The sequence below is a fragment of the Lysobacter helvus genome, from assembly GCF_018406645.1.
Lineage (GTDB): Bacteria > Pseudomonadota > Gammaproteobacteria > Xanthomonadales > Xanthomonadaceae > Noviluteimonas > Noviluteimonas caseinilytica.
This window is the reverse complement of sequence record NZ_AP024546.1, coordinates 1514843-1526130: the sequence shown is the minus strand read 5'-3', so window position 1 is coordinate 1526130 and position 11288 is coordinate 1514843. Positions and strand designations below refer to the sequence as shown.

At 67.9% G+C, this 11288-nt stretch carries 11 protein-coding genes; 7 read left to right on the top strand and 4 right to left on the bottom strand.

The annotated features are described in order from the left end of the window. The first annotated feature begins 52 nt into the window (after window positions 1–52). The 4 genes from LYSHEL_RS07415 (at window position 53) to LYSHEL_RS07400 (ending at window position 2500) form a co-directional block, all read left to right on the top strand. On the top strand, window positions 53–448 hold the full coding sequence (locus tag LYSHEL_RS07415) for a DUF1761 domain-containing protein (RefSeq protein WP_213437209.1): 396 nt from the start codon (window positions 53–55) through the stop codon (window positions 446–448). Next, window positions 448–1083 carry a 2-hydroxychromene-2-carboxylate isomerase gene (locus LYSHEL_RS07410; protein ID WP_213437201.1) on the top strand — a complete coding sequence of 212 codons (636 nt, stop codon included), beginning with the start codon at window positions 448–450 and terminating at the stop codon, window positions 1081–1083. The genes LYSHEL_RS07415 and LYSHEL_RS07410 overlap by 1 nt, the downstream gene beginning before the upstream one ends. Before the next feature lie 63 nt (window positions 1084–1146). Beyond that, complete coding sequence (locus LYSHEL_RS07405) at window positions 1147–2091, top strand: DegV family protein (RefSeq protein ID WP_213437199.1); 945 nt, start codon at window positions 1147–1149, stop codon at window positions 2089–2091. A gap of 70 nt (window positions 2092–2161) precedes the next feature. Beyond that, window positions 2162–2500 (top strand): hypothetical protein, encoded by a 339-nt coding sequence (locus LYSHEL_RS07400; RefSeq protein WP_213437197.1) that lies wholly within the window; start codon window positions 2162–2164, stop codon window positions 2498–2500. 8 nt (window positions 2501–2508) lie between these two features. Here LYSHEL_RS07400 and LYSHEL_RS07395 read toward each other — a convergent pair whose 3' ends face one another. After that, window positions 2509–3174, bottom strand: coding sequence for a helix-turn-helix transcriptional regulator (locus LYSHEL_RS07395; protein ID WP_213437195.1), 666 nt, complete (start codon window positions 3172–3174; stop codon window positions 2509–2511). Window positions 3175–3429: 255 nt separating this feature from the next. Here LYSHEL_RS07395 and LYSHEL_RS07390 point away from each other — a divergent pair, with 255 nt between their 5' ends. Then, window positions 3430–4122 carry a Dph6-related ATP pyrophosphatase gene (locus tag LYSHEL_RS07390; protein WP_213437193.1) on the top strand — a complete coding sequence of 231 codons (693 nt, stop codon included), beginning with the start codon at window positions 3430–3432 and terminating at the stop codon, window positions 4120–4122. A 156-nt stretch (window positions 4123–4278) separates the two neighbouring features. Continuing rightward, window positions 4279–6216, top strand: coding sequence for a hypothetical protein (locus LYSHEL_RS07385; protein WP_213437192.1), 1938 nt, complete (start codon window positions 4279–4281; stop codon window positions 6214–6216). An 82-nt stretch (window positions 6217–6298) separates the two neighbouring features. Here the strand turns inward: LYSHEL_RS07385 and LYSHEL_RS07380 are convergent, their stop codons facing one another. From LYSHEL_RS07380 to LYSHEL_RS07370, 3 genes are all read right to left on the bottom strand, one after another. Continuing rightward, window positions 6299–7435, bottom strand: a complete 1137-nt coding sequence (locus LYSHEL_RS07380; protein ID WP_213437190.1) for a M12 family metallo-peptidase — start codon at window positions 7433–7435, stop codon at window positions 6299–6301. 134 nt (window positions 7436–7569) lie between these two features. Then, the gene (gene fghA / locus LYSHEL_RS07375) at window positions 7570–8397 is read right to left on the bottom strand and encodes an S-formylglutathione hydrolase (protein WP_213437188.1); all 828 of its coding nucleotides are present in this window, start codon (window positions 8395–8397) and stop codon (window positions 7570–7572) included. Further along, window positions 8397–9506 carry an S-(hydroxymethyl)glutathione dehydrogenase/class III alcohol dehydrogenase gene (locus tag LYSHEL_RS07370; RefSeq protein ID WP_213437186.1) on the bottom strand — a complete coding sequence of 370 codons (1110 nt, stop codon included), beginning with the start codon at window positions 9504–9506 and terminating at the stop codon, window positions 8397–8399. The genes fghA and LYSHEL_RS07370 overlap by 1 nt, the downstream gene beginning before the upstream one ends. A 109-nt stretch (window positions 9507–9615) precedes the next feature. Here LYSHEL_RS07370 and LYSHEL_RS07365 point away from each other — a divergent pair, with 109 nt between their 5' ends. Beyond that, on the top strand, window positions 9616–11265 hold the full coding sequence (locus tag LYSHEL_RS07365; protein ID WP_213437184.1) for a hypothetical protein: 1650 nt from the start codon (window positions 9616–9618) through the stop codon (window positions 11263–11265). Window positions 11266–11288 lie beyond the last annotated feature (23 nt).

The window sequence follows — 11288 nt, the reverse complement described above, 5'->3', positions numbered from 1 at the left end:
AGCATCGGACGGCCCGCACATCGCGGGCCGTTCGCTTTCCCGGGGAGGGAACATGGCTGCATTGAACTGGCTTGCGATCTTCGCCGCGGCCGTGTCCGCGTTCGTGCTCGGTGGCCTGTGGTACGGCCCGTTGTTCAAGAACGCCTGGTGCCGCGAAGCCGGCGTGGATCCGACGGCGCCGCGCAAGCGCCATCCGGCGAGCGTGTTCGGCATCGCCTTCCTTGCCTCGCTGGTCGCCGCGACCGGGTTCGCGTTCTACGTCGGCCCCGATCCGGAACCCGTCAACGCCGTGCACGCGGGCCTGATGATCGGCTTCTTCTGGGTGGCGATGAGTTTCGGCATCAACTATTCCTTCGCCGGGCGCAGCCTGAAGCTGTGGCTGATCGATTCGGGCTACCACCTGCTGCAGTTCGCGCTCTACGGCGTGATCCTGGGGCTGTTCGCCTGATGGACGCGCGCACGCCGCTGCGCTGGTACTTCGATTTCCTGTCGCCGTTCTCGTACCTGCACTGGCAGAAGGTCAAGGCGCTGCGCGCGACGCACGCGATCGAACCGGTGCCCGTGCTGTTCGGCGTGATCCTGGACGCGCACGGGCAGAAGGGCCCGGCGGAGATCCCGGGCAAGCGCGAGTTCACCTACCGGCACGTGCTGTGGCAGGCGCGCCAGGAAGGGGTGCCGCTGGTGTTCCCGCCGCGGCATCCGTTCAACCCGCTCGGTGCGTTGCGCGCGTGCATCGCAGCGGGCAGCACGTTCGAAGCGGTCGACGCGATCTTCGACTGGATCTGGCGCGACGGCCGCGCGGTGGATTCCCCCGAGGCGATCGCGCCCTTGCTCGCACGCCTGGGCGTGGACGCCGACGCGCTGGGCAGTGCGCCGGTCAAGGAAGCCCTGCGCGCAAACACCGAGGCCGCGGTGGCCGCCGGCGTGTTCGGCGTGCCGACCTTGCAGGTGGGCGGGCAGTTGTTCTGGGGCAACGACGCGCACCCGTTCGCGCTTGCTGCACTGCAAGATGCCGGCGTGCTCGACGACCCGGAAATGCAGCGCGTCTCCGCCCTGCCGGTCGGCATTTCACGCCGGCCCTGAAGTTGCGGTAGGGTCGCGTTCCGCGCGGATCTCCGCGACGACGATCACGGACACGGGGTGAGCATGCGTATCGGACTGGTGGTGGATTCGGCCTGCGACCTGCCCGGCGACTACCTGCGCCGCAACGGGTTCACGATCCTGCCCATCTCGGTGCGCATCGGCGACGAGGTTCGCGAGGACCAGCGCGACGACAAGGTCACGCTCGACTTCCTGCATTCGCACGTCACCGAGCGCGGCGCCGAAGCGGAGACCATGCCCTTCACCGTCGAGCAGATCACCGAGTTGTTCCTGCGCAAGCTGGTGATCGACTACGACTACGTGTTCTGCATGACGATCACGCGCACGCGCAGCCCGATCTACGACAACGCGCTGCAGGCCAGCTACGCGATCCTCAACGAATACCGCCCCATCCGCGCCGCGGCCGGCCACGACACGCCGTTCGCGCTGCGCGTGATCGATACGCAGACGTTGTTCGCCGCGCAGGGCATCACCGCGGTGGAAGCGGTGCGCCTGATCGAAGCGGGCGAAGGCGCGCCGAAGATCCGCGCGCGCCTGGAAAACCTCGCGCTGCACACCTACGGCTACATGATCCCGCGCGACCTGCATTACCTCCGCGCGCGCGCCCGCACCAAGGGCGACCGCAGCGTGTCGATCGTCAGCGCGGTGCTCGGCACGGCGCTCGACATCAAGCCCGTGCTGCGCGGCTATCGCGGCGAGACGGCGCCGATCGGCAAGGTCAAGGGCTTCGAGAACGGGGCGCAGCGCCTGTTCGCCCACACCGCCGATCGCGTGCGCAAGGGCCTGATGACGCCCACCGTTTGCCTGAGCTACGGCGGCGACCTGGACGAAATGCGCGCCCTGCCCGGCTACGACGACCTGCGCGTGACCTGCCAGAGCTACAACGTCGAACTGTTCGAAAGCGTCATGAGCCTCACGGGCATGGTCAACGTGGGCAAGGGCGCGCTGGTGGTGGGCTTCGCCTCCGAGCCGCATTCCTTCGCCGGCTGACGCCGCGTTGACACGGCGCTTGCACGCGCCGGGCGAGGATGTGCACCGCATTCACCTGGAGTCCTCGCCCATGGCGACGCGTTACTACCTGAGCCTTCCCGATCCGCAGGCCGCCCGGGGCGGCGAACTCGGATTCACCGCGCACGGGCCGGACGAATTCGCCGCGCAGCTGCAGGACGCCTTGCGCACGCGCAGCCTGTTCGAACGCTGGCGCGCGACGCAGGAAGACCCGGAGGACCTCGACGACGCGATGGCCGAGACCGACCCGCAGGCCACCGTGACGGCCGGCCAGCGCAATATGGGCATCGACCTGGTGGCCACGACGACGTTGTCGGGCAACATCCTGAAGCACCGGTTGCGGTTGCTGGCAGGCAATGGGTGGGAGTTGCGGGACGTGACGGCGGGCTGAGCCCGCGCTCAATGCTTCTCGTCGCCCAGGTGCGCGGCGAGCAACGCCATCCGCCCATGCACCCCTTCGCGTTCGAACACGTGGTGCAGGTGCGTCTTCACCGTTTCCGGGCTGATGCCGAGTTGCCGCGCGATCTGCTTGTTGCTCATGCCGCGCGCGGCCCAGCCCACGATCTCGCGCTGGCGCACCGTCAGCGTGGACCAGTCGCCGGGCAACGATCCCGCTGATCCGTGCAGCGGCGGCTCCGGCAGCGCGGCCGGCGCCGGCACGTCGGTGCCGTCGTGCAGCGCTTCCAGCAACAACGCGGGCGCGACCACGAACAAACCCGACTCCGCGGCCTGGATCGCACGCAGCACCGTGTCGGGCGAATCGTGCTTGTCCAGGCACGCGTGCGCCTGCGTCTCGATGCAGTGGTGCAAGGCCGCGATGTTGGGGCTGCGATAGAAGTACAGGCGCCGCGGCGCGGGCAGTTGCGGCTTGCGGCGCGCCCGATCCACCTGCGGATCGTCGCCATCGAGCAACAGCAACGCGGCCTGCTCGCGACGTGTCGCGCGCGGTTCGGCGGGCGCGTAGGCGCCCAGCCAATCCAGTTCGTTCCGCATCGCGAGCAAGCGTTGCATGCGCTGGCGCCAGGCGGCGTCCAGACCGATCACGAGCACGGGCATCGCAGCCATCGAGAATGGGCTCCATTCGGAAGATGGGCGGCGTCCCTGATCGCCGACGTCCCGGGCCAACGCGCTGGGCCCCGGAAAGCGGACAAACGCCCCGTCCCCCGGACGCGCGATTCCGCCGTGGCGTGGTTGCGCGGATGCTCGGTCCACCGCCGGAACGGCGGACTCTCCCGTTGCGTGTCCCCCCTTCATGCAACGCACCTGGGCGACGGTCCACGACCGCCGCCCCTTTTTTGCCGGCGACGGCACAATGCATGCATGAAAACGCCGACCCTGCTGTCCTGGAGCGGTGGCAAGGATGCTGCATGGACCCTCGCCACCTTGCGCAACGATCCCGCGCGCGAGGTCGTCGGCCTCGTCACCACGGTCACCTCCGGCTACGAGCGCGTCGCGATGCACGGCATCCGGCGCGCGTTGCTGCACGCGCAGGCCGACGCCGCGGGCCTGCCGGTGATCGAGGCCACGATCCCGCCGCAATGCGACAACGCGACGTACGAGGCCGCATTCGCGGCGGCGCTGGACGACGCGCGCCTGCGCTGGCCCGGCATCACCGACATCGCATTCGGCGATCTGTTCCTCGAAGACGTGAAGGCGTGGCGTGAGGCGCTGTGCGCGAAATTGGGCTGGAAACCCGTGTTTCCCCTGTTCGGGGGAGACACCGCCACGTTGGCGCAGCAGATGCTCGATGGCGGATTGCAGGCCGTGCTGTGTTGCGTGGACACGCAACAACTGGATGCATCCTTCAGCGGACGCGCCTTCGACGCGGCGCTGTTGCGCGATCTGCCGGCCAGCTGCGATCCCTGCGGCGAGCGCGGCGAATTCCACACGCTCGTGCATGCCGGCCCGATGTTCGCGCGGCCCCTCACGATCGAACGCGGGGAAGCGGTGCTGCGCGACGAACGGTTCGCCTACGTCGACTTCCACGAACGCGACGCACGCGAGCCTCGCTGAAAGCAACGCCTCCGCACCGATCGTCCGGACACCTCCGGCATCACCCGGTTGCGCGATTCCGCACTGTCCAGTGCAAGCAGATGCTGCCGCGGCTGCAACGGCCGGGGGGTCGGGGACCGTTGCCGCATCCCCACACCTTGCTCAAGGACTACGGACATGGCGACCCACAAGCACTCCGGCTGGATTCGTCCGGCCTGGATGACCGCGACGCTGGCCTGTTCGATCGGCGCCGTGATTGCCGCGGCGGCGCTCTTCGCGCCGCAACCGGCACAAGCCATCCATGACGATGCCAACACGCCGTTCGCGCTGGACGGCGATCCCACGGACACCAGCGCATTGCTCGACGACTGGGACAGCGTGTTTGCACTGGGCAGTCCGCCCTATGCCACGCCGCGCCTGCTGCCCACCGTGGCCGCGGGCGACACGTTCGTGGTCGATTCGCAGGACCCCGACGTCACGGCGTTCACCTCGAGCAACAAGGACATCGACCAGGTCAACACGTGGAACTGGGGCACAAAGGGATTGAGCCCGCCGAAGGACGACATCACCAACGCGTACGCGAAGGCGTACCACGTGGCCGGCTTCCCGGCGAACGACATCCCGGGCCATCCCAACGTGCCGCACGAACACCTCGTGGTGTATTTCGGCGCGGACCGTTTCGCCGACGATGGCGATGCGGCGATGGGATTCTGGTTTTTCCGCAACGACGTCGGCCTGGGCGGCAACGGCAAGTTCACCGGCACGCATGCGGTGGGCGACGTGCTGATCCAGATCGACTACCGCGGCGCGGGCAGCAACGAGATCGAAGTGTTCAAGTGGGTCGGCACCGGTGGCAACGCCGGCGGCGGCAAGCTGCAACGCCTCGCGATCGGCACGTCCAACAACCCGGCCGATACGATCTGCACCGCGTCCAACGGTGCGCAGAACATCCCGGCGGATTCGGCGTGCATCACGACCAACATCGTGCAGCGCTCCTCGCCGTGGGCGTATACGCCGAAGGGCTCCGACAGCGTGGGCCCGAACACCTTCCCGCCGCGCGTCTTCATGGAAGGCGGATTCGACGTGACGTCATTGGTGGGCAACGTGTGCTTCTCGGACTTCATGGCCGAGACGCGCTCGTCGCACTCCGAGACGGCCTCGCTGAAGGATTTCGCGCTGGGTGCGTTCGACCTGTGCTCGATCAACGTGGAGAAGATCTGCGTTGCCGATTCGCAGACGGTCGATCCCGCGACCGCGAAGTTCACCACCACGCACACCGTCACCATCACCAATGATGGCTTCGGCGGCTCGCTGCGCGATGTTGAAATCGCCGATCCGCTGGCGGTGTCCGGCAACACGTGCGAGATCAAGTCGCTGGCGGTCAACCCCGCGGTGCCGGGAGGCGCCACGTTGAACGGGTCTGCCGTCGGGTTCAAGTTCGATTCCGCGGGCGACTCGGTCGAGGTGGCCGATGTGCTCGGCGGCGAGATCTCGGTCGAACTGGAATGCGTCAGCGGTGAGAACCCGTTCCGCAACTCCGTCGACGTGAAGGCGCGCGCCGCAGTGGGCGCTCCGCAGGACATCACCGACACGGATCTCGAGACCACGGTGGAAGCCGGCGTGTGCGAACTCGCGCTCGACTCGGGCCTTGCCCTCAAGAAGTGGTGCCAGGGCGACGATGGCCAGGCGGTCGGACACCCGATGGGACCGAACCCGTACTACGGCGTGCCCGACAGTGAAAACCCGCTGGAGCTCGGTGTCTTCCTGAAGCCGCCGAATTACATCCCGCAGGTGTGCGTGGACATCCAGCTGTCGAACACGAGCAGCAACCAGTCGATGGTCGTCGATACCTTCAGCGACAGCGACCTGGGCAACCTCGTCCCGGCCGGCGGCATCACGCTGGGGCCGTTGAACAGTGCCACCGACAGCTACGTCGTCAGTCGTTGCTACACGCCGAGTGCCCCGGATGGCGCCGTCGGCGATCCGATCGATCCGAGTACGGCGACGTACTCCGACACGGTCAGTGCAACGGGCCACGGCAAGATCGACAACGCGACGGCCAACGCAGGCCCGGTGACGGCCACCTGCGAACTGTGCCCGCCGCACGCGCACTGAGCGGTCAACCCTCCGCTGCACGCTCCCCGCATGCAGCGCACCTGGGCGACGGTGGCAACACCGTCGCCCTTTTCGTTGCGTGTTACTTGCGACCCTTCGGCGGCTTGGTGCTGCCACCGGTGGTGCCGCCCGTGGTGTCGGTCGGCGGCGGTTGCGTCGGCGGCGGCGCCGCGGCGGGCACGGTGACGTCGATCGTCGCACCAGTCGTGTCGGCGGCAACGACGGTGAAGGCGATGCCCTTCGCGTCGTCGCGATACGTGCGGCCCACGGCGAGCGCGCTGTCGTTGATGTCGTCGAACTGCGCGGCCGCGCTGCCGGGCGTGGCGTCGAGCAGCACGCTGTACTGGTTCACGCCGCCCAGGTGCAGCAGCACGCCCTTCGTGAGGTTGCCGGTGGTGCCGAGCACCGCGTCGAAGCCGACGGGCTGGCGGTATTCCAGCGTGTAGTACGTCATCTCGCCGGTGAGCGCATCGAGGCCGCGCGCGACCTTCAAGGCCTTCGTGCCCGTGCCGTCTTCGAGGCGTTCGATGCGATAGCGGCCCGACGCGGCGACGGTGGTCACCGGCGGCGCGCCCGTCGCGCCCAGCCAGCCGAGCTGCAACTTCTGCAATGCGTTGAAGTGCGGCGTGCTACCGCTGCCCATCGTGTCGGCGGCGTCGCCGTAGCTCTTGATCGTGCAGGTGTCGCCGTACGCCACGTTGCCGCATTCCAGCGCCTGCGAATGCGACAGGCCGAAGTTGTGGCCCATCTCGTGCGCGACCAGGCGTGCGGTCATCGCGTCGGCGAAGATCCACGTGCGCGTGGGCAACGCCATGCCGGCGTTGTAGCCCGTGCCGGTGCACGCGTTCTTCGGCGCGAGGTACACGCGATGCGCGTACTTCGACAGGTCGATGCCCGCGGCGGCCGCGGCCTTGTCGGCTTCCTGCGCGACCAGCGCGGTGTCGCACGAGGCCTTCGACACGGGCACGGTGAACCAGCCGAACGTGTCGCCGGACAGGAACATGCGGTGGTACGAGGCTTCCCAGTAGAAGTCGCTCGCCTGGCCGAAGACCAGCGAATGCGCGGTGGTCTTCGTATAGGGCTGCGTGGGGCTGTCGCTGTAGTTCACCAGCAGGACGACGGTGGACTGTTCGCCGGTGGTCGTGGTGTTGGCGGCGTGCGCGGTGTGCGCGCCGGCCAGCAGGAGCAGCGGCGCGATGAAGCGGAACGGATGTCGCATCGGCGGGGGGACCTTTTCGCGGACAAGGCCCCGCATGCTCCGGATGAGCTTCCTGCCGCTGTGCGGACCAATGCACGTTCCGGGCCAACCTCACGTGAGGTTGGTGAGGATCGTGATGCGAAGCGACGGTGCGCTTACGCCTTCAACGCACTCGCGTGATACGCGACGTGGTCGCCGATGAAGGAGGCGACGAAGTAGAACCCGTGGTCGTAACCGGGGCGCAGGTGCAGGTCGAGCGTGTGGCCGCCGGCGGTGCAGGCTTTCTGCAACAGGTCCGGTTGCAGGCGTTCGGCGAGGAATGGATCGGCGTCGCCCTGGTCGACGAGCAGCGAGAGCCGGTCGTGCGATCCGCGCAACAGATCGCAGGCATCCCATTCGCGCCACGCGTCCGGGTCGTCGCCGAGATACGCGGGGAACGCCTTGCGCCCCCAGCCGCGCGACGCCGAACAGATCGGCGCGAGCGCGGAGACGCTGCGATAGCGGCCGGGATGACGCAGCGCGCAGATCAACGCGCCGTGGCCGCCCATCGAATGGCCCGCGATGCTGCGCGCATCGGTGACGGGGAAGTGCTGTTCGACCAGCGCGGGCAGTTCCTGCACCACGTACGCGTGCATGCGGTATTGCGCGGACCACGGCGCCTGCGTGGCATCAACGTAGAAGCTTGCGCTCAGGCCGATGTCATCGCCTTCGGCATCGGGCACGCCGTCGCCGCGCGGGCTGGTGTCCGGCGAGACGATCACGAGGCCGTGCTCCGCTGCGTAACGCTGCACGCCGGACTTCTGGATGAAGTTCTGCTCGGTGCACGTCAGGCCCGAGAGGAAATACAGCACGGGGCACGGACCGGCCTGCACCTGCGGCGGCAAGTACACGCCGAAGCGCATCTCGCACGCCGTCGACGTCGCATCGTGCGCCCACACTTCCTGCGTGCCGCCGAAGCACGCGTGCGATTCCAGGCGCCGCATCAGAATTCGATCACTGTGCGGATGGACTTGCCTTCGTGCATCAAATCGAACGCTTCGTTGATGCGCTCCAGCGGCAACACGTGCGTGATGAAGGGATCGAGCTGGATCTCGCCGCGCATCGCCTGTTGCACCATGCCGGGCAATTGCGTGCGGCCCTTGACGCCGCCGAACGCCGAGCCGCGCCACACGCGCCCGGTGACCAGCTGGAATGGCCGCGTGCGGATTTCCTGCCCCGCGCCCGCCACGCCGATGATGATGCTTTCGCCCCAGCCCTTGTGGCAGCACTCCAGCGCGCTGCGCATGACATCGACGTTGCCGATGCATTCGAAGCTGAACTCCACGCCGCCGTCGGTCATCTCCACGATCACGTCCTGGATCGGGCGATCGAAGTCCTTCGGGTTGATGCAATCGGTGGCGCCCATCGATTGCGCGAGCGCGAACTTCGACGGATTGGTGTCGATGCCGATGATCCGCGCCGCGCCCGCCTGGCGCGCGCCCTGGATCACCGCCAGGCCGATGCCGCCGAGGCCGAACACCGCGACGTTGTCGCCGCGCTGCACCTTCGCGGTGTTGTGCACGGCGCCGAGGCCCGTGGTGACGCCGCAGCCGAGCAGGCACACCTGCTCCAGCGGCGCGGCGGGATCGATCTTCGCCAGCGACACTTCGGCGACCACGGTGTATTCGCTGAAGGTGCTCGTGCCCATGTAGTGGTGGATCGGCTTGCCTTCGTAGCTGAAACGCGACGTGCCGTCGGGCATCACGCCCTTGCCTTGCGTGGCGCGCACGGCCTGGCAGAGGTTGGTCTTGCCGGACAAACAGAATTTGCACTTCCGGCATTCCGCCGTGTACAGCGGGATGACGTGGTCGCCGGGCGCCACGCTGGTCACGCCTTCGCCCACTTCCACGACGATGCCGCCGCCTTCATGGCCGAGCACCGCGGGGAACAGGCCTTCGGGATCGTCGCCGCTCAGCGTGAACGCATCGGTGTGGCACACGCCGGTATGCGTGATGCGCACGAGCACTTCGCCCGCGCGCGGCGGTGCGACGTCGATTTCGACGACCTGCAAGGGCTTGCCGGGGGCGAAGGCGACGGCGGCGCGGGATTTCATCGAGGGCAGGTTCCGGGACGGGGATGGGGAAGGCTAAACGACTGCGGCCGGGGATGGCGTCGAGACCCGTTCTCCTGTGGGTTCCCGTGATCCCCGCCGGAGTTCAACGATGCGCCTGTCGCCTGCCCTGCTCGCCGCCGCCACCGTCCTGCTTGCCGCCTGCGAAGCGCCCGCCCCGCGCGCCACGGCAGAGATTCCCGCGCCGCCGCTGTTCGAAACCTTCGGCGCGCTCCACCGCGACATCGGCAGCAGCGTCCCCGGCGCACAGCGGTACTTCGACCAGGGCCTGCGGCTGACCTACGGGTTCAACCACGAGACCGCGGGCAATGCGTTCGCCGAAGCGGCGCGCCTGGATCCGGCGTGCGCGATCTGCGTGTGGGGCCAGGCGCTGGTGCTGGGCCCGAACATCAACCTGCCGATGGATCCGGCCAATGCAGCGAAGGCGACGGCCCTGGCGAAGAAGGCGCAGTCGCTCGCGGGCAATGCGAAGCCGGTGGATCGCGCGCTGATCGATGCGCTGGTCGCGCGTTACGCCGATCCGGCGCCGGCCGATCGCGCGGCGCTCGACAAGGCGTACGCCGACGCGATGGCCAAAGTCGTTGCGCAATTCCCGGAAGACGACGACGCGCAGGCGATGTACGCCGAAGCGTTGATGGACCTCACGCCGTGGAATTACTGGTCGCCCGCGGGCAAGCCGAACGCGGACACGCCGAAGATCGTGGGCGCGATCGAAACGGTGCTCAAGCGCAATCCGCAGCACATCGGCGCGATCCATTACTACATCCACGCGGTGGAGGCCTCCGATGATCCGGCGCGCGCGGAGAAACTGGCCGACACGCTGGGCAACCTCGCGCCGGGCTCGGGCCACCTCGTGCACATGCCCGCGCACATCTACATCCGCACCGGGCGCTACAACGACGCAACCCTCGTGAACTTCCGCGCGTCCACCGCCGACAAGGAGTTCCTGGCGGTGTGCAAGGGCAGCAACGGGATGTATCCGCTCGGCTACGTGCCGCACAACTGGCATTTCGCGACGCTGAGCGCGGGCCTGATGGGCGCGCACACGCTGGCCGAGCAGGCCTCGCAGCAGACGTCGCAGCGCGCGGACCTGGCGAAGCTGGACGCGCTGAACTTCATGCAGAACTTCGTGATCGTGCCGATGTATACCGAGGTGCGATTCGGGCGTTGGGACGAGATCCTGGCACGCACGCAGCCGCCGGCGACGCAGCCGTATCCGACGGGGATGTGGCACTTCGCGCGCGGGATGGCGCAGTTGCGCAAGGGCAACGCGGTCGAGGCGCAGAAGGAACTGGCGGCGCTGGACACGATCGCGAAGTCGCCGGAGATGGGCGCGTTGCTGATCGGCAACACCAATTACGCGGGGCAGTTGCTCACGGTGTCGAGCGGCGTGCTGCGCGGCGAGATCCTGTCATCGCAAGGGAAGCACGACCAGGCGATTGCCTCGTTGCGCGCGGCGGCGGCGATCGAGGACAAGCTCACCTACAACGAACCCGCGGACTGGCCGTTGCCGGTGAGCAACTATCTCGGCAATGCCCTGTTGAAGGCGAAGCGGCCGAAGGAAGCGGCGGCGGCGTTCAACGAAGACCTGAAGATGTTCCCGAAGAACGGATGGGGCTTGTACGGGCTCGCGCAGGCGCAGGACGCGATGGGCGACAAGGCGGCGGCCGCGGACACGTGGAAGCAGCAGAAGGCGGCGTGGCAGTGGGCGGATACGCAGCTCACTGCGGCGGTGTTCTGACAGCTACGCAGCGATCGGGCCGT

What these genes read in the sequence shown, in the direction of transcription:
- LYSHEL_RS07415 (WP_213437209.1), top strand. Translation starts at nt 53, where the DNA reads ATGGCTGCATTGAACTGGCTTGCGATCTTCGCCGCGGCCGTGTCCGCG.
- LYSHEL_RS07410 (WP_213437201.1), top strand. Translation starts at nt 448, where the DNA reads ATGGACGCGCGCACGCCGCTGCGCTGGTACTTCGATTTCCTGTCGCCG.
- LYSHEL_RS07405 (WP_213437199.1), top strand. Translation starts at nt 1,147, where the DNA reads ATGCGTATCGGACTGGTGGTGGATTCGGCCTGCGACCTGCCCGGCGAC.
- LYSHEL_RS07400 (WP_213437197.1), top strand. Translation starts at nt 2,162, where the DNA reads ATGGCGACGCGTTACTACCTGAGCCTTCCCGATCCGCAGGCCGCCCGG.
- LYSHEL_RS07395 (WP_213437195.1), bottom strand. Translation starts at nt 3,174, where the DNA reads ATGGCTGCGATGCCCGTGCTCGTGATCGGTCTGGACGCCGCCTGGCGC.
- LYSHEL_RS07390 (WP_213437193.1), top strand. Translation starts at nt 3,430, where the DNA reads ATGAAAACGCCGACCCTGCTGTCCTGGAGCGGTGGCAAGGATGCTGCA.
- LYSHEL_RS07385 (WP_213437192.1), top strand. Translation starts at nt 4,279, where the DNA reads ATGGCGACCCACAAGCACTCCGGCTGGATTCGTCCGGCCTGGATGACC.
- LYSHEL_RS07380 (WP_213437190.1), bottom strand. Translation starts at nt 7,435, where the DNA reads ATGCGACATCCGTTCCGCTTCATCGCGCCGCTGCTCCTGCTGGCCGGC.
- fghA (WP_213437188.1), bottom strand. Translation starts at nt 8,397, where the DNA reads ATGCGGCGCCTGGAATCGCACGCGTGCTTCGGCGGCACGCAGGAAGTG.
- LYSHEL_RS07370 (WP_213437186.1), bottom strand. Translation starts at nt 9,506, where the DNA reads ATGAAATCCCGCGCCGCCGTCGCCTTCGCCCCCGGCAAGCCCTTGCAG.
- LYSHEL_RS07365 (WP_213437184.1), top strand. Translation starts at nt 9,616, where the DNA reads ATGCGCCTGTCGCCTGCCCTGCTCGCCGCCGCCACCGTCCTGCTTGCC.